Annotated in this window: 24 protein-coding genes and 1 tRNA gene; 10 read left to right on the forward strand and 15 right to left on the reverse strand. The window is 70.6% G+C overall.

Translation table 11 applies throughout. The annotated features are described in order from the left end of the window. Positions 1-7 precede the first annotated feature (7 nt). Both DEJ13_RS15380 and DEJ13_RS15385 read right to left on the reverse strand, forming a co-directional pair. Positions 8-910: an SDR family oxidoreductase gene (locus DEJ13_RS15380; protein ID WP_071282857.1), complete on the reverse strand. Its 903-nt coding sequence runs from the start codon at positions 908-910 to the stop codon at positions 8-10. Further along, entirely contained in the window at positions 910-1,650 is a 741-nt protein-coding gene (locus DEJ13_RS15385; RefSeq protein WP_071282854.1) for an SDR family oxidoreductase, read from the reverse strand. Before DEJ13_RS15385 ends, DEJ13_RS15380 begins: the two co-directional genes overlap by 1 nt. A 96-nt stretch (positions 1,651-1,746) precedes the next feature. On the opposite strand from DEJ13_RS15385, the gene DEJ13_RS15390 reads away from it, so the two are divergent. Both DEJ13_RS15390 and DEJ13_RS15395 read left to right on the forward strand, forming a co-directional pair. After that, positions 1,747-2,472, forward strand: a complete 726-nt coding sequence (locus tag DEJ13_RS15390; protein WP_111106417.1) for a TetR/AcrR family transcriptional regulator — start codon at positions 1,747-1,749, stop codon at positions 2,470-2,472. Next, on the forward strand, positions 2,469-2,969 hold the full coding sequence (locus DEJ13_RS15395; RefSeq protein ID WP_071282849.1) for a VanZ family protein: 501 nt from the start codon (positions 2,469-2,471) through the stop codon (positions 2,967-2,969). Before DEJ13_RS15390 ends, DEJ13_RS15395 begins: the two co-directional genes overlap by 4 nt. 383 nt (positions 2,970-3,352) lie before the next feature. Here the strand turns inward: DEJ13_RS15395 and DEJ13_RS15400 are convergent. Together DEJ13_RS15400 and DEJ13_RS15405 are read right to left on the reverse strand one after the other, a co-directional pair. Next, positions 3,353-3,427: transfer RNA gene (locus tag DEJ13_RS15400), tRNA-Arg, on the reverse strand. Between the two features lie 33 nt (positions 3,428-3,460). After that, entirely contained in the window at positions 3,461-4,579 is a 1,119-nt protein-coding gene (locus DEJ13_RS15405; RefSeq protein WP_111106416.1) for an epoxide hydrolase, read from the reverse strand. Between the two features lie 81 nt (positions 4,580-4,660). Here DEJ13_RS15405 and DEJ13_RS15410 point away from each other — a divergent pair, with 81 nt between their 5' ends. Next, positions 4,661-5,062 carry an arsenate reductase ArsC gene (locus tag DEJ13_RS15410; RefSeq protein WP_111106415.1) on the forward strand — a complete coding sequence of 134 codons (402 nt, stop codon included), beginning with the start codon at positions 4,661-4,663 and terminating at the stop codon, positions 5,060-5,062. A gap of 70 nt (positions 5,063-5,132) precedes the next feature. Here the strand turns inward: DEJ13_RS15410 and DEJ13_RS15415 are convergent, their stop codons facing one another. After that, a complete protein-coding gene (locus tag DEJ13_RS15415) occupies positions 5,133-5,894 on the reverse strand; it encodes an SDR family NAD(P)-dependent oxidoreductase (protein ID WP_111106414.1) in 762 nt (253 codons plus the stop codon). A gap of 129 nt (positions 5,895-6,023) precedes the next feature. Between DEJ13_RS15415 and DEJ13_RS15420 the strand changes: the two genes are divergently transcribed. Next, the gene (locus DEJ13_RS15420) at positions 6,024-7,355 is read left to right on the forward strand and encodes a PQQ-dependent sugar dehydrogenase (RefSeq protein ID WP_111106413.1); all 1,332 of its coding nucleotides are present in this window, start codon (positions 6,024-6,026) and stop codon (positions 7,353-7,355) included. A 54-nt stretch (positions 7,356-7,409) separates the two neighbouring features. Here DEJ13_RS15420 and DEJ13_RS15425 read toward each other — a convergent pair whose 3' ends face one another. The 3 genes from DEJ13_RS15425 to DEJ13_RS15435 form a co-directional block, all read right to left on the reverse strand. Continuing rightward, positions 7,410-7,904, reverse strand: a complete 495-nt coding sequence (locus DEJ13_RS15425; protein ID WP_056120587.1) for an HNH endonuclease — start codon at positions 7,902-7,904, stop codon at positions 7,410-7,412. Between the two features lie 336 nt (positions 7,905-8,240). Beyond that, positions 8,241-9,182, reverse strand: coding sequence for a C40 family peptidase (locus DEJ13_RS15430; RefSeq protein ID WP_146245196.1), 942 nt, complete (start codon positions 9,180-9,182; stop codon positions 8,241-8,243). Between the two features lie 345 nt (positions 9,183-9,527). Then, positions 9,528-10,223 carry an iron-dependent transcriptional repressor DtxR gene (locus DEJ13_RS15435; protein WP_056120578.1) on the reverse strand — a complete coding sequence of 232 codons (696 nt, stop codon included), beginning with the start codon at positions 10,221-10,223 and terminating at the stop codon, positions 9,528-9,530. 121 nt (positions 10,224-10,344) lie between these two features. On the opposite strand from DEJ13_RS15435, the gene serC reads away from it, so the two are divergent. Continuing rightward, positions 10,345-11,463 carry a phosphoserine transaminase gene (serC, locus tag DEJ13_RS15440; protein ID WP_056120576.1) on the forward strand — a complete coding sequence of 373 codons (1,119 nt, stop codon included), beginning with the start codon at positions 10,345-10,347 and terminating at the stop codon, positions 11,461-11,463. Between the two features lie 185 nt (positions 11,464-11,648). On the opposite strand, the gene DEJ13_RS15445 is transcribed toward serC, so the two are convergent. Then, positions 11,649-12,242 (reverse strand): DUF3027 domain-containing protein, encoded by a 594-nt coding sequence (locus DEJ13_RS15445; protein ID WP_111106411.1) that lies wholly within the window; start codon positions 12,240-12,242, stop codon positions 11,649-11,651. Then, a complete protein-coding gene (locus DEJ13_RS15450) occupies positions 12,239-12,616 on the reverse strand; it encodes a cold-shock protein (protein ID WP_056120570.1) in 378 nt (125 codons plus the stop codon). The genes DEJ13_RS15445 and DEJ13_RS15450 overlap by 4 nt, the downstream gene beginning before the upstream one ends. A gap of 50 nt (positions 12,617-12,666) precedes the next feature. Between DEJ13_RS15450 and DEJ13_RS15455 the strand changes: the two genes are divergently transcribed. The 5 genes from DEJ13_RS15455 to DEJ13_RS15475 all read left to right on the forward strand — a co-directional run bounded on the left by DEJ13_RS15455 (position 12,667) and on the right by DEJ13_RS15475 (position 19,139). After that, complete coding sequence (locus tag DEJ13_RS15455) at positions 12,667-12,969, forward strand: hypothetical protein (protein WP_056120567.1); 303 nt, start codon at positions 12,667-12,669, stop codon at positions 12,967-12,969. Between the two features lie 28 nt (positions 12,970-12,997). Next, positions 12,998-14,827 (forward strand): helicase-associated domain-containing protein, encoded by a 1,830-nt coding sequence (locus tag DEJ13_RS15460; RefSeq protein WP_056120561.1) that lies wholly within the window; start codon positions 12,998-13,000, stop codon positions 14,825-14,827. Between the two features lie 30 nt (positions 14,828-14,857). Beyond that, positions 14,858-16,573, forward strand: coding sequence for a DNA repair helicase XPB (locus DEJ13_RS15465; protein WP_056120557.1), 1,716 nt, complete (start codon positions 14,858-14,860; stop codon positions 16,571-16,573). A 22-nt stretch (positions 16,574-16,595) separates the two neighbouring features. Further along, positions 16,596-17,291, forward strand: coding sequence for a response regulator transcription factor (locus DEJ13_RS15470; protein WP_056120555.1), 696 nt, complete (start codon positions 16,596-16,598; stop codon positions 17,289-17,291). 126 nt (positions 17,292-17,417) lie between these two features. Next, the gene (locus DEJ13_RS15475; RefSeq protein ID WP_111106410.1) at positions 17,418-19,139 is read left to right on the forward strand and encodes a sensor histidine kinase; all 1,722 of its coding nucleotides are present in this window, start codon (positions 17,418-17,420) and stop codon (positions 19,137-19,139) included. A gap of 204 nt (positions 19,140-19,343) precedes the next feature. Here the strand turns inward: DEJ13_RS15475 and DEJ13_RS15480 are convergent, their stop codons facing one another. The 5 genes from DEJ13_RS15480 to DEJ13_RS15500 form a co-directional block, all read right to left on the reverse strand. Next, a complete protein-coding gene (locus tag DEJ13_RS15480) occupies positions 19,344-20,087 on the reverse strand; it encodes a putative endonuclease domain-containing protein (protein ID WP_220037560.1) in 744 nt (247 codons plus the stop codon). A gap of 484 nt (positions 20,088-20,571) precedes the next feature. Beyond that, on the reverse strand, positions 20,572-22,194 hold the full coding sequence (gene groL, locus DEJ13_RS15485) for a chaperonin GroEL (protein ID WP_111106409.1): 1,623 nt from the start codon (positions 22,192-22,194) through the stop codon (positions 20,572-20,574). A gap of 330 nt (positions 22,195-22,524) precedes the next feature. After that, positions 22,525-22,728, reverse strand: a complete 204-nt coding sequence (locus DEJ13_RS15490; protein WP_056120541.1) for a cold-shock protein — start codon at positions 22,726-22,728, stop codon at positions 22,525-22,527. A gap of 259 nt (positions 22,729-22,987) precedes the next feature. Then, positions 22,988-23,560 carry a LytR C-terminal domain-containing protein gene (locus DEJ13_RS15495; RefSeq protein ID WP_111106408.1) on the reverse strand — a complete coding sequence of 191 codons (573 nt, stop codon included), beginning with the start codon at positions 23,558-23,560 and terminating at the stop codon, positions 22,988-22,990. Then, positions 23,557-23,967 carry a DUF3263 domain-containing protein gene (locus DEJ13_RS15500; RefSeq protein WP_258374054.1) on the reverse strand — a complete coding sequence of 137 codons (411 nt, stop codon included), beginning with the start codon at positions 23,965-23,967 and terminating at the stop codon, positions 23,557-23,559. Before DEJ13_RS15500 ends, DEJ13_RS15495 begins: the two co-directional genes overlap by 4 nt. Positions 23,968-24,009: the final 42 nt, after the last annotated feature.

The following is a 24,009-nucleotide window of genomic DNA, read 5'->3' on the forward strand; positions in this document are numbered from 1 at the left end:
CCGGGGGTCAAAGTGCGGCGTTGGAGGAGAGCAGGTCCTCGATGCCGACGCGGTGGTAGAACTCGGACCGGATGCGGTCCGCCACCGCTGAGACGACCTCGCTGCCGTCGTGCGAGGGGTCGACGTGGGTCCGGTACGGGCGGGTTCCTTCTGGGAGGCTGACCACGCGGACGATCTCGTCGGCGACGTCCTGCACGTCGGCGTCCACCGGGACGATCGCGGCGAGGCGGTCGGTGAGGTCCTGCCGGAGCGCCCCGTACTCCTCGTCGTGTGCAGCGACTCGGGCGGCGTCTGTCGGGACCGCAGCGTTCGTGAAGTGGTTCGTTCCCGAGGTGAAGGCTCCCGGGACCACGATGGTGGTGTCGATGCCGAAGCGGACGAGCTCCGCTGCGTAGCTCTCGGCCAGGGCGTCCATGCCGGCCTTCGCCGCGAAGTACGGCGCGAGGAACGGCGGGTGCCCGCCGCGGGTCGATGAGCTGCCGACCCACACGACCAGTCCTGAGCGGCTGACGCGCATGTGCGGCAGGACGGCGCGGGCGACGCGTTGTGCGCCGACGACGTTGACGTCGTAGAGGGCCGTGAACTGCTCGGGCGTGAACGCTTCGGCCGGGCCGTAGGCCATGTGGCCGGCGTTCTGCACGAGGACGTCGATCCGCCCGTGCGAACGGACGACCGAGCCGACGGCGTCATCGACGGACTGTTGTGACTGGACGTCGAGCTCGACGGCGCTGAGCTGCAAGCCCTCGCGGATGGCGAGATCCTCGAGCTCGGTGCGAGCCGTCGCGTTCCGACGGTCGATCGCGCGCATCCCCGCGATGACCACGTTGCCCGCCCGCGCGAGCGCCTCAGCCGTCAGCCGACCGAAGCCGCTGGACGCACCCGTGACGAGGACGACCCGTGGAGCGGTCATCAGACCATCCCGCCGTTGGCGCGGATGGTCTGGCCGTTGACCCAGTGGCCGTCGGGTCCGGCGAGGAACGCGACGACCGCCGCGATGTCCTCCGGCGTGCCGAGCCGCTCGAGGGGCGGGACCTTCGACAGCGTATCGATCTGCTCCTGGGTCTTGCCGTCGAGGAACAGCTCCGTTGCCGTCGGTCCTGGGGCCACCACGTTCGCCGTGACGTCCCGGCCGCGGAGCTCCTTAGCCAGGATCAGCGTCATGCCTTCGACGGCGCTCTTGCTCGCGACGTAGGCGCCGTAAGTCGGGAATTGCGTCCCGACCACCGAGGTTGACATGCCGACGAACGTGCCGCCGGCCCGGAGCCTGCGCGCCGCCTGCTGCGCGACGACGAAGGTCCCGCGGATGTTCGTCCGGTGCAGTGCGTCGAGGACGTCGAGGTCCTGGTCGGCGATCGTTGACAGTGCGAGTCGTCCGGCGGAGTGCACGACGACGTCGACGCCGCCGTGGTCGGCCTCGACCCGATCGAACATCGCGGCGACTGCGTGCTCGTCCGCGACGTCGGCCTGCACGGCGACGGCGCGACCGCCTGCTTCCTGAATCTGCTCGACGGTGGCGGCGGCCGCGGCCGTCCCGCTGGCGTGGTTCACGATGACCGTGAAGCCGTCGGCCGCCAGCCGGGTCGACACCGCGCGGCCGATGCCGCGTGAGCCCCCCGTGACGACTGCGACGCGTTGTGGCGTGCTGCTCATCGTGCTTCCTTTCACTGATATGCACCGAGCATTTCGACGCTACGCAGAAGCTAGCACAGATACGATCACCGATACCAACTGCGCTACCATTGCTCTATGGCTCGATCTGATAAAGCACTCCGGAGCGCGCTGCTCCGCGCGGCAGAGGAGCAGCTCGTCGCAGCTCCCGACGGCGACATCGCCACCCGTGCTGTATGCGAAGCAGTCGGCGTCACCCAGCCCGTGCTCTACCGCGTCTTCGGCGACAAGCGCGGGCTGCTCGACGCCCTCGCTGATGTAGGTCTCGAGCGGTACGCGGCCAGGAAGGCCGAGCTCGAGGTGTCCGACGACCCGTCGGCGGACCTGCGACGCGGCTGGGATGACCACCTCGCATTCGCGCGCGAGCACGCCGCGCTCTACCGACTGATGTTCGCTCCTCGGCCGTGGGCCAGCAGTTCGGCGCGCGACGGCGTGACCGCGCTCCTCGAGCGGACGCTCACCCGCTGTGCAGCCGCCGGCATGCTCCGTGTCGACGTCAGGGTCGCGGCGACGATGCTGCTCGCCGCGAACGTCGGGCTCGCACTGGATGGGATGAGCGCCAACCGCCAGGACGACTCCGACGAGGTCGCCGACACGCTCCGGGACGCGGTCCTCGGCGCCGTCCTCGTGCAGCCGCCCAGCCCGGGACGCGGTGACGTCGACGCGGCCTCCCGTCATCAGCTCCGCGCGCGACTCGAAGCAGGCAGAGCGAGCCCGTTGCTCCCAGAGGAGTCGGCACTCATGCGGAAGTGGCTCGACCGACTCGACCACCACGCCGACCACGACCAAGACGGCTCCGAATGATCTCCACCTTCCTCATCGAACACGCACCCCTGGCCCGTGCGGCATTCTGGGTGGCACTCGCCGCCGCCGCCGTGCTCGCTTGGTTGCTCCACCGCCTGCGGCTCCGCGGCATCCTGCTGGGCCTGTCCGGGGTGTCGCTCGTCGCGGTGCTCGTGCTCACTCTGCTCCCCGACGGCACGCGCCCGGGCGGCGTCACCTGCACCGTACAGTTCTCCGTCCCGTTCCAGGGCCTCGAGACGCTCGCCAACGTCGCACTCCTGCTGCCGCTCGTGCTCTTCCTCGGAACCGCGACGAACCGACCGCTCACGATCCTTGCCGGCGCGGTGGCGCTCTCCGTCGCCATCGAGGTCGTACAGGCCCTCGCGCCGGCACTCGGTCGTCGGTGCGACACGAACGACTGGTTCATGAACACAGTGGGAGCGCTCCTGGGCGCCGTCGTCGCTCTCGTCGTTTGCATGATCGAACGACGTCGGACGACCGCCGCCGTCGCCGGGTGACCGACGGGCGGAACGCGGAGGACGAAGAGCTCGACACCCTGCGCGGTCGCTGCTGGTGAGGGCGCGATGTGCGCGTGCTCGCCGCCCCGCGAGGAGGGGCGCGAAACGGTCGTCCCGACGCGTCTCGTAAGCCGGTCGTTCACCGGCACCGAGAACGACACGTCAACCGCGACAACTCGACCAACACCCAATTGACCTGGGGATTCCCGTAAGACTGTCCCGCGAAATTGCCCGGTGAAGGGGCGACAAACGCAACACCGCCGACCGACGGACACAGGGTTGCGACAGCAGCCGTCGGACGCCACTGGCGCGCGCCCAGGCGAACCACGTCGACGACAGTACGGACACGAAGGCGACAAGTGGTCAACGTGGCGACCGGGTACTGGTGCCCCTGGAGGGACTCGAACCCCCAACCCTTTCCTTAGGACGGAACTGCTCTTCCATTGAGCTACAGAGGCCGGCCCGTCCACTCTAGCGAACCGGCCAGCCGCTCATCCTCGGGCGACGCCCCGGAACGGCTCGAGGAACGCGACCAGCTCGGCAACGTACGACTCCGGCTGCTCGACGGGTGCAAAGTGCCCTCCCCGCGCGGGCTCGGACAGGTACACCAGGTTCGTGGTCCGCTCGAGCCACTCCCGCGGCGCCGTCACCAGGTCCCCCGGGTACAGCGAGAACCCCGACGGCGCCTCGACCCGACGTGCGGACTGCTCGGGCGGGATCGCCGCGTTCGCGTGGTACATCCGCATCGCGGAGCCGATCGAGCCCGTCGCCCAGTACTCGGTCACGAGCGCCAGGACCTCGTCCCGCGTGTACACCGACCAGAGGTCCCCGTCGCAGTCGCTCCACGACCGCAGCTTCTCGATGATCCACGCGGCCAGCCCGGCCGGTGAGTCGGTCAGCCCGACCGCGGCGGTCTGCGGCTTCGTTCGGTGCATCATCGCGTACGCGCCTTCGGTGTCGCGCCACGCGGTGGTCGCGGCGACGAAGTTCCGTTCCGGTGGGGACAGCGTCGACACGTCGATCCCGGGCCACGGCAGCCCGCCGTCGATGCGGTGCACGGCGACCACGCGGTCGGGGTGGTCGAGCGCCAGGTACCGGGCGACGTGTGTGCCGATGTCCCCGCCGGCGACGGCGAACCGCTCGTGGCCGAGCGAGGTCATCAGCGTCGTCCACAGGCCCGCGACCTGACGGGCGTCGAGCACCTGCGGCGGCACGTCGGAGAAGCCGTACCCGGGCATGTCCGGCACGACGACGTCGAACCCGGCGGCGGTCAACAGCGGAAGCACCTTGCGGTAGCGCCACGTCGAGTCGGGCCAGCCGTGCGCGAGCAGCAGCGGCAGCGCCGCACGGTCGGACGCCGTCGAGGGGGCGACGAGCACGGTGACGCCGATGCCGTCGACCTCGACCCGGCGACTCGGCAGTGATGCCAGGGCGTCGCGGTGGGCGTCGAAGTCGAACCCGTCGGCCCAGTACGCCACCAGGTCGCGCAGTTCGTCCACGTCGACGCCGAGTGACCACCCGGTGCCCTGGGGAGCGTCGGGCCACCGGGTCGCCCGCAGCCGTGCCCGGAGGTCGGTGATGGTGTCGTCGTCGATCCACATCGCGGTCATGGCCCGACGCTACGGGCCCCAGCCGACATCCGCGATCGGTACCCTCGACGCTGCACCCACCCACACCGGAGGAACCCGCCGATGCCCGACAAGCTCGCCGTCCTGTTCGTCTGCGTCCACAACGCCGGCCGCTCCCAGATGGCCGCCGGGTACCTGCGGCACCTGGCCGGGGACCGCGTCGAGGTGTTCTCCGCCGGCTCCGAGCCCGCGGAGCACGTGAACCCCGTCGCCGTGCAGGCGATGGCCGAGGAGGGCATCGACATCACGAGCGAGCAGCCGAAGATCCTGACGACCGACTCCGTGCGCCACGCCGACGTCGTCGTCACGATGGGCTGCGGCGACGCCTGTCCCGTCTTCCCCGGCAAGCGCTACGAGGACTGGGACCTCGCCGACCCCGCAGGGCAGCCGCTCGACGCGGTCCGCCCGATCCGCGACGACGTCCGCCGCCGGGTCGCGGCGCTGGTCGCCGAGCTCACCGCCTGACCCAGCCCGGCCCGGCACCGGACGGGAGGCCCGTGGCGGCCCCGCCACGAGCCTCCCGTCCGACGCGTCGTCAGACGGCGGTGTACCCGCCGTCCGCCACCAGCACGGACCCGGTGATGAACGACGCCGCGTCGCTGGCCAGGAACACCACGCTGGGCGCGATCTCCTCGGGCAGTGCGAAGCGCTGCTGCGGGGTGTCCTCGACCCAGTGGCGCTGGAACTCCGGACGGTCGACCGGTGCCATCTCGGTCTTCACGTACCCCGGGGCGAGCGCGTTCACCCGGATGCCGTACGGCGCCCACTCCACCGCGAGCGACTTCGTCAGGTGGTGCACGGCCGCCTTCGACGCGTTGTAGGCGGGCTGCCACTGCGGGCGGTTGACGATGATCCCGGACATGCTGCCGATGTTCACGATCGACCCGGAGCCGGCGTCGCGCATGTGCGCCCCGACCGCGATCGTCGCCTTCCAGAGCGCCCGGACGTTCAGGGCGAACACGTCGTCCCAGGCCTGGTCCGTGACGGCGAAGGCCTCGTCGTGCACGCAGGTGCCGGCGTTGTTGACCAGGACGTCGATCCGCCCGAACGCCGCCAGGGCCTCGTCGGTCATGCGGGTGACCTGGTCGTCGTCGGTGATGTCCGCGGTGATGGTGACGAACTCGTGGCCGGCCTCGGCCGCCTCCATGGCGACCCGTGCATTGCGTTCTGCGGAACGACCGACGATCGCGACGCGGGCGCCGGCCTCGGCGAGACCGAACGCGAACGCCTTGCCCAGGCCCTGGTTGCCGCCGGTGACGACGGCGCTCCGGCCGTCGAGGCTGAACGGGGATGTCATGCGGTGCCCTCCGTCGGGTGCGGATGACGTCGGCGTCATCCTGTTCCCGACCCTACGCAGCGTCCGCCGTGCTGCGGGGGTGGACACTCGGACACGGACACGCTCGGGAGTCCACCGGAAGGACACGCCATGTCGACCACCCACCGCCTGACCGGGGTCGCGGCCGCAGTGCTGCTGGTCGCCACCGTCAGCGCCTGCACCGCCACCGACGCGCGCACCGAGGACACGCCGACGGGCGCCGCCAGCACCGCGGCGGTCACCGGCAACCCCTCGGACGGCCTGCGCGCGGTCCGCCTCACGGTCGCGGACGGCGCGGACGCCGGTGCTGCGGCCGGGCGCTCCCTCCGCGTGCCACAGGGGTGGCGGGCCGAGGTCTGGGCCGATGCGGACGGAGCACGCATGGCGGCGTGGCTGCCCGACGGCAGCATGCTGCTGACCACCGGCGACCGCGGGGAGCTCCTCCGACTCACGCCCCGCAGCGGCGACCGCGCCCCGTCTGTGCAGCGCCTGGCGTCGGGCCTCGACGATCCCCAGGGCGTGGCCGTCACGCAGCAGGACGGCCAGACCGTCGTCGTGCTCGGCGAGGACTCGCGCATCGTGACGTGGCACTGGCGGAGCGGCGCACTCACCGATCGCCGCGTGCTGGTCGACGACCTGCCGACCGGTGGCCACGGCGGCAAGTTCGTCGCCGTGCGGAACGGCATCGTCACCTACGACATCGGCTCCGGCACGAACGACAGCGGCGCCGACCGGCAGGCGAACCCCGACCGCGCCGTGATCCGGCAGGTCGGACTGGACGGCAGCGGCGACACGCTCCTGGCCACCGGGGTGCGCAACGGCGAGGGCCTCGCCCACGCCCCGGACGGCACGCTCTTCACCGCGGTGAACCAGGCCGACCAGCAGCCGTACCCGTTCCACGACGGCACGGGCAGGTACGGCCAGCGGGTCCAGGCGTACGTCAACGAGCACCCGAACGACCAGGTCACCCGGATCACGCGCGGCGCCGAACTCGGGTGGCCGTACTGCGTCCCCGACTCCCGCGGCAAGCCCGACCTGCTCGACCTGGGATACGTGCGGCAACCGGCGAACAACCCCGACGGCGACGCGCTCGACTGCGGCACGGTGACCACGACCATGGTCGGGCTGCCGGCACACAGTGCCCCGATCGGCTTCGTCTTCACGCGGGAAAGTGCGCTGCCGCAGGCGTACGACGACGGCGCGCTCATCACGACGCACGGGTCGTGGAACCGGCAGCCGCCGCGCCCACCGTCGGTGTCCTACAGCGCCTGGGACGACGACAGCGGGACGCTCGGCCAGCCGCACACGATCGTGGAGGGCTTCCAGACGGCATCCGGCTCGCGCTGGGGACGGTCCGTCGATGCCGTTCCCGGACCGGACGGCGCCCTGTACGTGACGGACGACACGGCCGGTCTCGTCTACCGGCTCACGCCCAGCAGGTGAGACGGGACGGACGGGAGGCCCGTGGCGGCGCCGCCACGGGCCTCCCGTTCGTCACTACGCGGCGACCAGGTACTCGTCCCACTCCGCCTGGGGGCGCTCCACGCCCCGGACCACCCAGCTCGAGCCGTGCGGTGCCTTCGGGCGGAACCGGAGCTGCCACCCCATCTCGCGCGGTGTGCGGTCGCCCTTCTCGTTGTTGCAGGCGAGGCAGCAGGCGACGAGGTTCTCCCACGAGTCGGCCCCGCCGCGCGACTTGGGCTGCACGTGGTCGATGGTCGTGGCATGCCGGTCGCAGTACGCACACCGGTTCGCGTCACGACGCAGGACCCCACGTCGCGACACGGGCACCAGGCGGGAGTGCGGGATGCGCACGTACCTGGTGAGGATGATGACCGACGGGCGGTCGTAGGTGGACGTCGATCCCGTGACGGGGTGGTCGAGGTCAGCGGCGACGATGGCGGCCTTCTGGTTCATGACCAGCACGAGGGCCCGCCGGAACGAGATGACCGCGAGGGGCTCGTAACCGGCGTTGAGGACGAGAGTGCGCATGGGTTCCCTTCCGACGAGCCTGGACGGCTTCCAGGCGGTGCGGGCACCGGACCGGTCGGGACGAACGGGTGAGGACGGACTGCCCCCGGAACGAAGAAGAGCACCACCCTGGCGGGCAGTGCTCTCGGTCACACCGGGACGTGCGGGTGCACGCAGGTCGTCGTCGACCGTATGTCGACGTACGCGCGCCGACCCATGGTGCGGGTCGTGTGTGACGTGGACATCAGGTCTCCTGTTCGGGCCGTGACGGGCCGATGGGGCCAGATTAACCCAGGAACCGGCCCAGCACGAGGGGTGCTGAACCGGTTCGGAGAGTGTTCAGGTTCTGGTCGGACGTCAGATGCCCATCCGGACGATGTGGTAGTCGCTCGTCCAGATCTTGCGGATCGACACGGCGCCGCCGGGCTTCGGGGCGTCCATGATCATGCCGTTGCCCATGTAGAAGCCGTCGTGCGCCTCGTTGTTGAAGATGACGACGTCGCCGGGCTGGGCCTGGGACTCGGGGATGGTCGTGCCGGCCTGGTCCTGCAGCGGGACCGAGTGCGCGAGGTTGATGCCGTACTGGGCGTACACGAACATCACGTAGCCCGAGCAGTCGAAGCCGGCCGGGGTGGCGCCACCGAAGACGTACGGGGTGCCGATGTACTGCTTGGCGGTCGCGACGACGGCGGGCAGGGAGAACGGCGTGCCGGCTGCGGGAGCGGCCGCGGTGGACGCTGCGGTCGTGGTGTTCGTCGTCGACGAGGCCAGGTAGTCGCTCTTGGTCGGGCCCGTGTACGCCGCGTACTGCTTGGCCGCGGCCGCACGGGCTGCGGCGACGTCAGCCGCGTGCTTCGCGGCGTCGAGCGTGGACTGCGCGGTCGCGGAGTACCCGTCGCGGCCCGTGTCGGCGAGGGCCGCGGCGTCGGAGACGGACAGCTGCTGGCTCTCGGTGGTGCGCGCGGCCTGCTGTGCGGTCGCGGCGTCGGAGGCACCGGACGGCTGCGTCGCGGCGAACGCTGCGGGGACGGCCATCGTGCCGAACATGCCCGCGGCGACGGTCAGGACGATCGGTGCCATGAAGCGACGCTTGCGCGAGACCGACGAGGGCTTCGTCGTCGCGGTGCGCGGAGCGGGTTCGGCCCTGCGGACGGCGTGGGTGCCGGTCGCGCGCATCGCCGCGGTGGCGGAGGACCGGCGGGGCGTCCGGCCTTCGGCCTCGCGGCTCGCCCGCCGGGTGAGCGGGGCATCGGTCGGGCTGGCGGCGTTCTCGGTGTTCGTCGGGTTCACGGGCGTCACGTCCGCGGGCGTACCGGTCTGCGTCAAGAGGGAGGTCTCCGGCGTCTCGTCATCACACACCACCGGCCACCGACTGCGTGACCTGCGACGTGCGCGACCCCATCCGTTCGTCATCGTCTCCGATCGAGGCAGGAGACGGGTTCGAGACGTCCTGCCACGGGTACCCGGGTCGTTGTCAGCCCGGGGACTCGTCGAGTGTACGGGCGGACCGTTACCTTGTCGAGACGAAAACGCCGTTTGGTAACGGAACGGTAAAGAAGCCCTGGTCAGGATGGAAGTTTGATTTTGCGCCAGGGCTTGCGTCAATCGCTCGACGTCGTCCCCCGGCGGCGTACCCCGGTCGGGCTAGGCGGCGTCGATGTAGACGTGCTGCGCGACCTCGGAGGGGAGCTCGATGCCCGCGTCCTCGCCGTCGACGCGCACCGCGACGTACGCCCCGGCGCGCTGCACACTGGCGAGTCGGCCGGGCATGACGCCCGCCGAGCGCAGCTGGTGCAGGAGCTCCGGCTCGAACTGGACGGGCTCACCCAGGCGACGGATGACACCGGTCGCCACCGCGTCGGTGCCCTCGGTCGCGGCGACGATGTTGCGGACGCCGTCGAGGAAGCCGCCGGCGTCGGGTCCGCCGATCTCGGCCAGGCCGGGGATCGGGTTGCCGTAGGGGGACTCGGTCGGGTTGCCGAGCATCTCGAGCAGGCGGATCTCGACCTGCTCGCTCATCACGTGCTCCCAACGACAGGCCTCGTCGTGGACGAACGCCCAGTCCAGGCCGATGACGTCGGAGAGCAGTCGCTCGGCGAGACGGTGCTTGCGCATCACGTGGGTGGCGCGCGAGCGCCCCTCGACGGTGAGCTCGAGGTGCCGGTCACCCGACACGACGACCAGGCCGTCGCGTTCCATGCGGGCGATCGTCTGCGAGACGGTCGGGCCGGAGTGCCCGAGGCGCTCGGAGATGCGCGCGCGCAGCGGGACGATCCCCTCTTCCTCGAGGTCGAGGATCGTCCGCAGGTACATCTCGGTTGTGTCGACGAGATCGGTCACGGTCCGCCCTCTCCTGTCCGGCTCCAGCGCGACCCACCCTACTTGTTCGCGGCGACAACCCGACATCCAGTCGCTTCCGGTGCAGGTCGGTTGGGATACCAGTGATCGGTAGGATCGGCCCATGGCAGACATCGTCATCCCCGCTGAATTCCTCCCGACCGACGGACGCTTCGGGTGCGGCCCGTCCAAGATCCGTGGTGCGCAGCTCGAGTCCCTCGTGACCCGCGGGGCGACGATCCTCGGCACCTCCCACCGCCAGGCGCCCGTGAAGGACCTGGTCGGCTCCGTGCGCTCCGGTCTCGCCGAGCTCTTCCAGCTGCCCGACGGCTACGAAGTGGTCCTCGGCAACGGTGGCTCGACCGCGTTCTGGGACGCCGCGGCGTTCGGGCTGATCGAGCGCCGCGCCGAGAACCTGTCCTTCGGCGAGTTCGGGTCGAAGTTCGCCAAGGCCGCCGCCGCCCCGTGGCTCGAGGCACCGCACGTCGTGCAGGCACCGGGCGGGTCGCGCTCCGAGCTCGAGATCGTCGAGGGCGTCGACGTCTACGCCTACCCGCACAACGAGACCTCGACCGGCGTGATGGCACCGGTCGTCCGCGCCGAGGGCGACCCCGGTGCGCTCACGGTCGTCGACGCCACCAGCGCCGCCGGCGGTGCGGCGTTCGACGTCAGCGCCACGGACGTCTACTACTTCGCACCGCAGAAGAACTTCGCCTCGGACGGTGGGCTCTGGCTGGCGCTGTTCTCGCCCGCGGCGATCGAGCGCGTCGAGCGCATCGCCGCCTCGGGCCGCTACATCCCCGAGTTCCTGTCGCTCAAGAACGCCGTCGACAACTCCCGTCTGAACCAGACGCTGAACACCCCGGCCCTCTCGACCCTCCTGCTGCTCGACGACCAGGTGTCGTGGATCAACGGCTCGGGCGGACTCGCGTGGGCGGACGTCCGCACCAAGACCTCGTCCTCGACGCTCTACGACTGGGCCGAGTCGGTCGACTGGGCGACGCCGTTCGTCACCGACCCGCAGCACCGGTCGCAGGTCGTGGCGACGATCGACCTCGACGACGCGATCGACGCCGCCGCCGTGGCCGCGACGCTCCGCCAGAACGGCATCGTCGACACAGAGCCGTACCGGAAGCTCGGGCGGAACCAGCTGCGCGTGGCGACCTTCACGGCGATCGACCCCGACGACGTGCAGCAGCTCGTGCGGGCGATCACCTACGTCGTCGGCCAGCTCGGCGCCTGACGCCGGCGCGGGTCAGCGCACGCCGGCGCGGGTCAGCGCACGCCGGCGCGGGTCAGCGCACGCCGGCGCGGGTCAGCGCACGCCACAGCACCACGGAACGGACACGGCACCGCGGAGATCCGCGGTGCCGTGTCCGTTCGTCGGTGCAGTGTGACGGTGTCAGCGCTGCTCGTCAGTGCTGCTCGTCAGTGCTGCTCGTCAGGGGCGGGCTCGCGGACGTCTGCGAGCTGGTCGACGTCGACGCCCTCGATCTCGTCGTCGTCCGACTCGGCGAGGTCGCCCTCGTCGGCGTCCGTGAAGTCGTCGTCCTCGTCGAACTGGTCGTCCGACTCGTCGTCATCGTCGTCGTCCGACTCGTCATCGTCGTCGTCGTCCGACTCGTCGTCGTCCGACTCGTCGTCGTCGGACTCGTCGTAGTCAGCGTCGTCGTCCTGGTCGTCCTCGTCATCGGACTCGTCGTGCGCCTCGTCGTCCTGCGCCGCGCGGTACTCGGCCAGCCGCTCCGACCACGGCACCCACTCCGGGGCGAGCAGCGCACCGTCACCGGGCATGAGCTCGACCTCGAGCACCGTGGGCTCGTCGCCCTCGACATGGGCGATGCTGACGGTCCAGCGCCACCCGGGGTAGCCGGGCATTCGGTTCGCGAAGAGGACCGAGACCACCCCGTCGCCCTCGTCCGTGGTGCCCGCGGGGGCGCCGACGGTGGACTCCGGGGTCACCTCGAGCAGCGCGGTGCGGGCCAGTTCGGTCAGGTCGGTGTGCTCGGTCGTCATGGTCATGCGTCCAATTGGTCTGCGACGTGCCGCAGGATCGCGGCGATGCGTGTGCCGTTCTTCGGGTAGCGGCCGTGGCGGAGGTCCCCGCTGATCCGGTCGAGCTCCTTCACGAGGTCCTCGACGATCACGGCCATGTCGTCCGCCGAACGCCGCGACATCTTCGCCAGCGACGGCTTCGGGTCGAGCAGCCGGACCGACAGCGCCTGGGAGCCCTTGTTGCCCTGCACGACGCCGTACTCGAGTCGCGCACCGGCCTTGACGGTGGTCGTGCCCTCTGGCAGCGAGGACGCGTGCAGGAACACCTGGTCACCATCGTCGCCGGTGATGAACCCGAACCCCTTCTGGTCGTCGTAGAACTTGACCTTGCCGGTGGGCATGCGTGGACTCCTCGATGTGTGTGCGGCCGTGGTGCGGATATCCTGGGCAGATGGCCAAGCCGACCCGATCCCCCGGGGACACGCGGAACTCCGCGCAACCCCCGGCGACGTCCAATCGTACCGAACGCGTCATCGCGTTCATGGTCGGTGGGATCGTCCTCTTCACGATCATCTGCTTCATCGTGATGATCGTCGGGTGGCTGACCATCGGCACGATCCCCGGCACCGGCATCTGGCCGGTCGCCCTCAGCGTGATCTACGTCGGACCGCCCATCGCGATGGTGCTGATCCTGGCACTGCTCGCGACCGTCTGGACGCGCAAGGCCCGCGAACACAAGAACGAGGCACGCTGACGTCCGCTCCGGACGCGGGCGAAGGACGATGACGACCACCGCCGACCTGGCCGCCCGACTGCGGGCGATGCCGGACGACGACCTCGAGCGGCTGATCGTCGCGCGCGGTCTGCCCACCGCCGTGCTCGGTGAGACCGGGCCCCAGAGCATCACCGACTTCTTCGACCTCGCCGAGGCATTCCGCGCCGAGGCCGCGGTCGACGCAGCGGTCGAGCGACTCCCCCGCCGCACCCTGCTGGCGCTCCGGGACGGCTCGACGGGTGACGACCTGGCTCCCGCCGTCGCCCTCGGCCTGGCAGACGACGACGGCCGGGTCGACGACGCGGTCGCCGCACGCGTGGCCGCCCACCCCGACCTCGCAGCCCTGCATGGGGCCACGCCGCCGGTTCCGGATCGACCCGCCAGCGGCGAGTCGGCCGTGCCGGTGGGGGGAGGCTCGCAGCACGACCGCCCCGACCGTCCCGTCACCGACACGGTCGGCCCGGACGCCGCACGCGCCACGGGCGCCGAGCACGCGTTCACGACGATGACCGTGCTCGCCGAGCTCCTGCGGGCGGTCGAGGACGGCGGCGTGCGCGAACTGGTCAAGGGCGGCATCGGGTCCCCGCTCGCCCGACAGCTCGCCGAGCGGTCCGGCGCCGACGCCGAGGTCGTCCCCGGACGCCTCGCGCTGCTCGCGCACATCCGCTTCACGGTCCCGGACGACCACACCTGGGCACTCACCGACACCGGCCGAGCGTGGCTGACGACCTCGTGGCCGGAGCGGTGGACCGACCTCGTCACGCGCTGGCACGACATGCTCGACCCCGCGGTGCACGACGTCCTCGCACTCGCGGGCACGGACTGGCGCGACCTGGTCGCCCTCGGCCGCTGGGCCTACCCCGCCGGCGCGCGCTGGCTGGACGCGACCCTGCTCGACGTCGCCGGCACCGCGAACGCGCTCGGACTGACCGTCGAGGGCATCGTCACCGACTCCGGCTCGACCCTGCTCGGCGACGACGCGTCCGCCGCTGCCCGGGTCGCCGCCGACGACCTGCCGCAGACGGTCGAGGGCGTGTACCTGCAGCACGACCTGACGGTCATCGCACCCGGACCGCTCGCCCCCGCGGCCGACGCCGAGCTCCGCAGCGTCGCCGACCTCGAGGCCCCGGGGCTCGCCGCACGGTACCGCGTGTCGGACGACTCCCTGCGGCGGGCCCTGCGCGCCGGCAGGTCCCGCGACGACGTGCTCGGCCTGTTCGAACGCATCGGACTGACCGGCGTCCCGCAGCCCCTGGCCTACCTGGTCGACGAGGTCGCCGCCCGTGACGGCAGCATCGTGGTCGACCGAGCGGGGGACGGGCTCGGTGCCGTCGTGCGCGGCACCCCCGACCAGCTCGACCTGATCGGGGTGGACGCCGAGCTCCGCCAGATGGCGTGGGAGCGGCCCGACCTGACGACACTGGTGACCCGCTACCCGGCGCACGTCGTCCACGCGGCGCTGGAGGACCAGCGCTACCCGGCCGTGCTGCAACCCGGCGCCCGCCCCGAGACGCACCACGGGCCTCCCGGTCGTCGCCGTGCCGCGACCCGGTCGCCGGAAGCCGCCGCGCGCGCCGTCGTCGGACGGCTCCGTCTCACGACGGAACGGGGCGACGCCGAGCCGGAGCAGGAGTGGCTCGGACGGCAGATCGACCTGGCCGTCCGGGGTCGCACACCCATCCGCGTCGTCGTCCGGATGCCGGACGGCACCGAGCGGCCGTTCTCGATCGTGCCCACGTCCGTCGCCGCCGGACGCATCCGCGGCAAGGACACGGCGGCCGACGTGGAGCGCACCCTGCCCCTGTCGCTCGTCGTGTCCGTCGACAGCGAAGCCTGACCCAGGCGCACCCGGCTAGGCTGGCAGGTCATGAACGGACCGCTGATCGTCCAGAGCGACCGCACGGTGTTGCTCGAGGTCGCACACCCCGACGCCGAGGACGCACGCCACGAGCTCGCGGTGTTCGCCGAGCTCGAACGCGCCCCCGAACACGTGCACACCTACCGGGTCACGCGCCTGGGGTTGTGGAACGCGCGCGCCGCGGGCCACGACGCCGAGAGCATGATCGCCACCCTCGAGCGCTTCGCGAAGTTCCCGGTGCCGCAGAGCGTCACCGTCGACATCCGCGACACCGTCAGCCGGTACGGCCGGCTCGTCATCCGCCGCGAGGAGCGCGAGGACGCGCCGGTCATCGCGAACTCGCCGGGCGAGGAGCTCGAGCGCCAGCCGAGGCTGCTGCTGACGGCGACCGACCCGACCGTCCTCGCCGAGGTGACCCGGTCCAAGCGCATCAAGCCGCTGCTCGGCGACAAGCGGTCCGACACCGCGATCGAGCTGCAGCAGTGGGCACGCGGGCAGGTCAAGCAGGAGCTGGTGAAGCTCGGCTGGCCGGCCGAGGACCTGGCCGGGTACACCCCCGGACAGCCGCACGCGATCGACCTCGACACCACCGAGTGGGACCTGCGCCAGTACCAGCAGGACGCGGTCCAGAGCTTCTTCGCGCAGGGGTCCGGCGTCGTCGTGCTGCCGTGTGGCGCGGGCAAGACGCTCGTCGGCGCGGGGGCGATGGCCACCGTCAAGGCGACCACGCTCATCCTCGTCACGAACACCGTCTCCGCGCGACAGTGGCGGTCCGAGCTGCTCAAGCGGACGTCGCTCACCGAGGACGAGATCGGCGAGTACTCCGGCAGTGTCAAGGAGATCCGGCCCGTCACGATCGCGACCTACCAGATCCTCACCGCGCGCCGGAAGGGCGAGTACACGCACCTGTCGCTCCTCGACGCGCTCGACTGGGGCCTCGTGGTCTACGACGAGGTCCACCTGCTGCCGGCGCCCGTCTTCAAGCTGACCGCCGACCTGCAGGCCCGTCGTCGCCTGGGACTCACCGCGACCCTCGTTCGCGAGGACGGCCGCGAGGGCGACGTGTTCTCGCTCATCGGTCCGAAGCGGTACGACGCCCCGTGGAAGGAGATCGAGGCCCAGGGCTACATCTCCCCAGCCGAGTGCTACGAGGTCCGCATCGACCTGCCGCACGAGGACCGGCTGGAGTACGCGGCGTCGAGCGACGACGAGCGCTACCGGCTCGCGGCGACGACGCCGGCCAAGACCCCGGTCGTCCGGGCCCTGATCGAGAAGCACCGCGGCGAGCAGATCCTGGTGATCGGGCAGTACATCGACCAGCTCGACGCACTCGCTGCCTCCCTCGACGCGGCCGAGATCACCGGGTCGACGCCCGTCGACGAGCGCGAGCGGCTGTACCAGGCGTTCCGCGACGGCGAGATCGACGTCCTGGTCGTCTCCAAGGTCGCGAACTTCTCCGTCGACCTGCCCGACGCCACGGTCGCCGTCCAGGTGTCCGGGTCGTTCGGGTCGCGGCAGGAAGAGGCGCAGCGGCTCGGTCGGCTGCTGCGGCCGAACAAGGACGGCCTCCCCGCGTCGTTCTACACGCTCGTGACCCGCGACACCGTGGACCAGGACTTCGCCCAGAACCGGCAGCGGTTCCTGGCCGAGCAGGGCTACTCGTACACGATCCTCGACGCCGACCAGATCCAGGGCGTACCCCAGACGCTCTCAGGGAACGCTTAGGGAACAGTCAGAGGATAGGGCCATGACCGATGGACCCAAGATCCTCATCGTCGATGACGAGCCGAACATCCGCGACCTCCTGACGACCTCGCTGCGGTTCGCCGGGTTCGCCGTCCGCGCAGTGGGGAACGGCGCCCAGGCCATCTCCGCCGTGCTCGAGGAAGAACCCGACCTCATCATCCTCGACGTCATGCTCCCCGACATGAACGGGTTCGGTGTCACCAAGCGCCTGCGCTCGTCCGGGTACACCTCGCCGATCCTCTTCCTCACCGCGAAGGACGACACCGAGGACAAGATCACCGGGCTCACGGTCGGTGGCGACGACTATGTGACCAAGCCGTTCTCGCTCGACGAGATCGTCGCCCGCATCAAGGCGATCCTGCGTCGCACGATGAACGACGAAGAAGACGCGATCATCCGCGCCGGCGAGCTCACCATGGACCAGGACACGCACGAGGTCACGATCGGCGACGCGCAGATCGAGCTCTCGCCCACCGAGTTCAAGCTGCTGCGCTACCTCATGCTGAACCCCAACCGCGTGCTGTCGAAGGCGCAGATCCTCGACCACGTGTGGGAGTACGACTTCAACGGCGACGCCGGCATCGTCGAGTCCTACATCTCGTACCTGCGTCGCAAGCTCGACCAGTACTCCACCGAGCCGATCATCCAGACCAAGCGTGGTTTCGGGTACATGCTCAAGGCGTCCAAGGCCTCGTAGCCCACGTGCGGGCGGGCTCGTCGCCCGGTCGTCCTCACGGCGTTCGTCCGGTTCCACCGGGCGGGCGCCGTTCTCACGGCGCTCGTCCGGTTTCACCGGTCGGGCGCCGTCTACCGTTGGGGCAGCATGCACGCGAGAATGAACCGCTGGTGGGACGGGATCTCCCTGCGCACCAAGATCACCGGGATCACGGTGCTCCTGGTGGCGCTCGGGCTGCTCGTCGCCGGCCTGGGCACGATGACCGTCCTGTCCACCTACCTGGTCTCCCGGCTCGACAACCAGGTCACGACGACGACCTCGCAGCTCGAGGGGCAGAACATCAGCGACGGTGAGCAGTACTGCAAGCTCACGATGGTGCTCGAGAAGAGCTCCTACGTCGCCGCCTACGACAGCGACGGCAAGCAGATCTGCGACACGCAATCGACTTCGCAGCCGGACATCGCGACCGTCGACTTCCCGGCCGCGACCAAGGCGAACACCCCGTTCACGCTCTACGACAAGCAGCACAACCACGAGTGGCGCGCGCAGGTCATCCCCGCCAACCTGCAGAACCTGACGACGGGTGCGACCGAGACCGGCTACGTGCTCGTCGCCGTGTCGAGCGCGGACACCGACCAGACGATCGCCCGGTTCACGGTGATCTTCCTGGGGTTCGGCGTCTCGGTGATCCTGCTCGGCGCGATGCTGACCCGGCTGCTCGTGACCGCGACGTTCGACCCCCTGCGCGACGTCGAGGACACCGCCGCCCGGTTCGCTGCCGGCGACTTCAACCAGCGCCTCGACGCCGACACCCCGAACACCGAGGTCGGTCGCCTGAACCGGTCGCTCAACGCGATGCTCGAGCGGATCGACAGCGCGTTCGAGGACCGCGAACGCACGATCGCGCAGATGCGTCGCTTCGTCGGCGACGCCTCGCACGAACTCCGCACGCCGCTGGTGTCGCTCCGCGGGTACGCCGAGCTCTACCGGATGGGTGCGCTCCGCAAGGACGAGGACGTCGCCCAGGCGATGGAGCGCATCGAGAAAGAGGCGCAGCGCATGGGGCTGCTCGTGCAGGACCTCCTGCAGCTCGCCCGCATCGACGAGTCCAAGCCGCTCGAGCTCGGGCCGGTCGACCTGGTCGCCATCGCCCGCGACTCAGCGCTCGACACCATGGCGTCGAACCCCGACCGCGAGATCCAGGTCCTGGTCGAGGACTCGGTCACGGGCGAGAACGTGCCCCAGGCCGTGCGGGCGCCGTCGGCGTTCGGACCGGGTGCCGTCACCCCGACCTCGGCCGACTCCGCCCCCACGTCCCCGTCGGCGAACACCACGGGGCCGATCGCGTTCTCGCGCCAGACCCTGGCGCGGCTGCGTGCCCGGCGCAACCGGGCGATGGAGATCGAGGGGCCGGTCGGCACCGAGACCACTCCCCTGCCCACGGTCGTGCTGCCGAAGCGTCCGCCGATCGTCCTGGCCGAGGAGAACAAGATCCGCCAGGTCGTGACCAACCTGATGGGCAACGCCATGCGCTTCACCGCGTACGACGACCCCATCGAGATCGGCATCGGCGTCGACGACGACCGTGGGATGGCGCACATCGACGTCATCGACCACGGCGAGGGGATCCCGCCGCAGCTGCGCGAGAAGATCTTCCAGCGCTTCTGGCGTGCCGACACCTCGCGCGCGCGGGACACGGGCGGCTCGGGCCTGGGGCTCGCGATCGTGTCCGGGATCGTCGCGGCGCACGGCGGGTCGGTCGAGGTCATCGACACCCCCGGTGGCGGTGCCACCTTCCGCATCTGGCTCCCCCTGCTCCCCCGTGACTGGGCGCCGACCCTCGCTCCCGAGGCGCCCCCCGCGTCCTGACGCCGCGGCGCGCGGCTGCCCGCCGCGCGTCCCGCGCATCTCCGCGTCGCACAACCCGCCGCTCACCTCCGCCGAAGTCGCTCAACCTGCCGCTCTTCACCGCGGACGACGGCCGACTCCGCGACGTCGATCGCTCGCCCGCGGCGAGTTATGCGACGTCGCGACAGACAGGTTCTGCGACGTGGACGGCACGCGCGCGGCATGTCATTCGACGTGGATCCGCGAGCGTTGCGCGAACGCCTGACGAAGTCGCTCGAACAGCACAGCCGTGCGCACCGCGTCAGCGCCGGTGGCGTGGATGACGAGCCAGTCACTCACCGCGAAGCCGTTCCCACGGCGCTGGTCGTGTCGGAAAGCGTCCCGTTCCCGATGGTGGTCGCCGTCGTACTCGAGCGCGATGCGGTACGCGGGCCACGCCATGTCGACACGCCCCAGGAAGTGCCCGGCGTCGTCGCGTACTTCGAGATTGAGTTCGGGCTCTGGGAACCCGGCGTCGATCACGTCGAGCCGCAGACCTGTCTCCATGGGCGACTCGGATCCGACCCGGACGTGGTCGAGGGCTGCCCGCGCCAACCGAACGTGACGGTTGCCCGGTCGGATCTGTGCAGCCAGGTCACCGATGGTCGTGTGCTCGCTGCGCCCGACGAGCGCGTCGCCGACGATGACGAGCGACCGGAGGTCCAACTCCGCCGCGCACTCGAACCACGCCCGGGCCGGGCTGCTCACTCGGAGGCCGCCGTCGAGCGTGGTGACTTGGTCGGGGGTGACGTGCGCTCGATGCGCCACGATGCCCGGACGCCGCATCAGCGGTCCCGCCCCGGCCGTGGACACGTGCACCGCGGACCGGTCTTGGACGTGGCTCGGCAATGGAGCGCCCCACAGGCCGGCTGCCGTCGTGTGGCTGAAGAACTGGTCGCACCGCATGACCACCGCGAGCGCCTGGACCACGGACGATGGCTCAGTCGACCGGACTCCGTGGATGACGGCATGGAGGTCACGACGGCGGAGACGGCCGGCATCGACACCGGAGGCGAGCGCGTCCCGAACGCGGAACGGGCCGGAGACGATGTGCGGCGGGAGCGGACGAGGACGTGCCATACCCAGCAGGATCACGCCGGCGTGCGAACTGGGCCCGCCTTGCACCGAACCTGTGGAGACCGACTCGAACGGCCCTCCTGTGCAGGAGGATGCACGGCCGAGGCGGTCGCAGGAAACGCCGTGGACGCGACACCGACGTCGCGCAGAGTGTCGGCGTCGCCGAGCGCGAGCGGCACGCTGAGCGACCTCGACGGGATTGAGCGGCGGGTCGTGCGACGTGTGCCCCGATGCCTGGGGGGCAGGCGGGGTGGGGGGGTGGCGGCGGGAAGGGCCACGCACGCGGAAGGGCCCCCGCACGCGCAGCGTGCGAGGGCCCTTCCGTGTCAGGACTGGATCAGAAGTCCATGCCACCCGTCGGGTCGCCAGCGGGAGCGGCAGCAGCGCGCTCGGGCTTGTCGGCGACGACGACCTCGGTCGTGAGGAACAGACCGGCGATCGACGCGGCGTTCTGCAGCGCCGAGCGCGTGACCTTGGCCGGGTCGATGATGCCCGCGGCGATCAGGTCGACGTACTCACCGGTCGCGGCGTTGAGGCCCCAGCCCGCTTCGAGCTCGCGGACCTTGGCGGCGACGACACCGGGCTCGAGACCGGCGTTGAGCGCGATCTGCTTGAGCGGCGCGTCGATCGCGACGCGGACGATGTTCGCGCCCGTCGCCTCGTCACCCTCGAGCGTGAGCCCGTCGAGCGCGACCTTGCCGGCCTGGATGAGGGCGACGCCACCGCCGGCGACGATGCCCTCTTCCACAGCGGCCTTGGCGTTGCGGACGGCGTCCTCGATGCGGTGCTTGCGCTCCTTGAGCTCGACCTCGGTCGCGGCACCCGCCTTGATGACGGCGACGCCACCGGCGAGCTTGGCGAGGCGCTCCTGGAGCTTCTCGCGGTCGTAGTCGGAGTCGGTCGCCTCGATCTCGGAACGGATCTGACGGACGCGGCCCGCGATCTGCTCGCTGTCGCCGGCACCCTCGACGATGGTGGTCTCGTCCTTGGTGATGACGACCTTGCGCGCCTTGCCCAGCAGGTCGAGCGTGGCGTTCTCGAGCTTGAGACCGACCTCTTCGGAGATGACCTGGCCACCGGTCAGGATCGCGATGTCCTGCAGCATGGCCTTGCGACGGTCGCCGAAGCCCGGGGCCTTGACGGCGACGGACTTGAAGATGCCGCGGATCTTGTTCACGACGAGCGTGGCCAGGGCCTCGCCGTCGACGTCCTCAGCGATGATGAGGAGCTGCTTGCCCGCCTGGATCACCTTGTCGACGACCGGCAGCAGGTCCTTGATGTTCGAGATCTTCGAGTTGACGATCAGGATGTAGGCGTCCTCGAAGACGGCTTCCTGACGCTCGGGGTCCGTCACGAAGTACTGCGACAGGTAGCCCTTGTCGAAGCGCATGCCCTCGGTGAGCTCGAGCTCAGTGCCGAAGGTGTTGGACTCCTCGACGGTGACGACGCCTTCCTTGCCGACCTTGTCGATCGCCTCGGCGATGAGCGCACCGATGGTCGGGTCCGCGGCCGAGATCGACGCGGTGGCGGCGATCTGGTCCTTGGTCTCGATCTCCTTGGCGTTCGCGAGCAGCTGGTCCGAGACGGCCGCGACGGCCTTCTCGATGCCGCGCTTCAGCGAGACGGGGTCCGAACCGGCGGCGACGTTGCGGAGGCCTTCGCGGACGAGGGCCTGGGCGAGCACGGTCGCGGTGGTCGTGCCGTCACCGGCGACGTCGTCGGTCTTCTTGGCGACCTCCTTGACGAGCTCGGCACCGATCTTCTCGTACGGGTCGTCGAGCTCGATCTCCTTGGCGATGGAGACACCGTCGTTCGTGATCGTGGGGGCGCCCCACTTCTTCTCGAGGACGACGTTGCGGCCGCGCGGGCCGAGCGTCACCTTCACGGCGTCGGCCAGCTGGTTCAGGCCGCGCTCGAGGCCACGACGGGCCTCTTCGTCGAAAGCAATGATCTTTGCCATGTGAGTTTCTCGTCCCTCCCGGACAACGTGGGGGTCTTCCGGCGCTCAGCGTGACCGAGCGCCTGCGCACGCGGCGTCAGCCGGTGCACCTGGCACTCAGTACGACCGAGTGCCAAGCCCGATTCTGGCACTCGACCCCTGAGAGTGCAACACGCGGAACGAGCCCGACCGCCAGGACACACGGACCGAGCCCGACCGCGACGACACCCGCGACGCCGCGGCCCGGCACACGCGACGCCGCGGCCCGCCAGGACACACGCGCCGCCCCGGCCCGACACGGACGAACGCGCCGCCCCCGAGGGGACGACGCGTTCGCGAGTGGTTCGGCGACTACGCCGGACGCACCGACTCGGCCTGCGGGCCCTTGGACCCGGTGCCGACGTCGAACGTCACCGCCTGGCCCTCTTCGAGGACCTTGTAGCCGTTCATGTCGATGGCCGAGTAGTGGACGAAGACGTCCTGGCCACCTCCATCGACGGTGATGAAGCCGAAACCCTTCTCGGCGTTGAACCACTTCACGGTTCCGTTGGCCATGATCTGTTGCTCCCTGCGGTACTGCTGTAGCGAACGACGGAGCCGTCGGGTGACGCCGTCGGGTCCCGGCCGGGGTGTTCCTGGCGTGCGCACCGAGGTCCGACGACATTCCGATCACGGGTTGACCACTTGTGACTCTAATCAGGAACGACGATCCGGCAAGGGGTGTGACGGACATTTCCCACAGTGACCCCCGGAACTCAACGTGCCGGAAACACAGTTGTTACAAACAGATGCGCGGAATGTCCGAGAACGCCGATCAACCGCTGTAGTCGGCGCCCAGGACGACGCTCACGTCAGCGTTCGGGAATGCAGTCGACTGTTCCACGGCGGTGGTGCCGATCGACTTCGCGATGCCTTCCGCCAGGGCCTTCTGGGACTCCTGCTGGTAGTACACGACGGTCGACGCGGTGCCGGTCGTCCCGGCGTTGCCGCTCGAGGTCACGGTCCACCCGGCGGTCGTCAGCGTCGCCGTGCCCTTCGCGGCGAGCCCGGCGGTCGTCGTGCCGTTGAGGACGACGAGCGTCGTGCTGCCCTGGTCGGACGGCCCGGCAGCTGCGGGCTCGGACGGGGAGGCCGACTCGGAGGGCGCCGCCGATGCCGACGACGACGCCGACGCCGACGGGGACGACGACGCGTCGGGCCCGGAGAACGAGTAGCTGCCGTTGAGCAAGGCGAGCACGAGCACGCCGATCCCGACGAGGACCCCCGTGGCCAGCGCCGCCCAGGCGAACGCGATCCATCCGCGACCGCGGCGGTGCATGCCGCGGTGCGCCCCGACGCGCGGACCATCGGTCACGTCGTCGAAACGGTCATGGGGGAATCTCGTCATCGTTCCTCTTCGGTTCGGTGGGGTCCCGGCGAGGTCGCCCCCGCCCCCGGCGCGACGAAGCGGCCGGCGCCCGGCGCGCCAGAGCGCCCGGCGCCCGGCGCGACAGAGCGCCCGGCGCCCGGCGGGACAGCGCGCTCGGCGTCCGGCGCGACGAAGCTCCGGGCGGCCCGCGCACCCACGCGGGACTGGCGCAGCCGCTGCAGGCGGCCGACCAGCTGCGGGTCGTACGCGAGCGCCGCGGGCGAGTCGATCACCCGGTTGAGCACCTGGTAGTACCGCGCCGGCGACATGTCGAACTCGACACGGATCTCCGCCTCTTTCGTCCGGTCGTGCCGTGCCCGCTCGTGCTCGAACGCGAGCACGTGCTTGGCGAGCTCGCTGAGCTCGTCCGCGGGGATGGTGGTCACGACGGTCCGATCGCGTTCGGGGAACAGGTCTCGCACATCGTA

This window comes from Curtobacterium sp. MCLR17_007 (genome assembly GCF_003234655.2).
In the GTDB taxonomy this organism is placed as follows: domain Bacteria; phylum Actinomycetota; class Actinomycetes; order Actinomycetales; family Microbacteriaceae; genus Curtobacterium.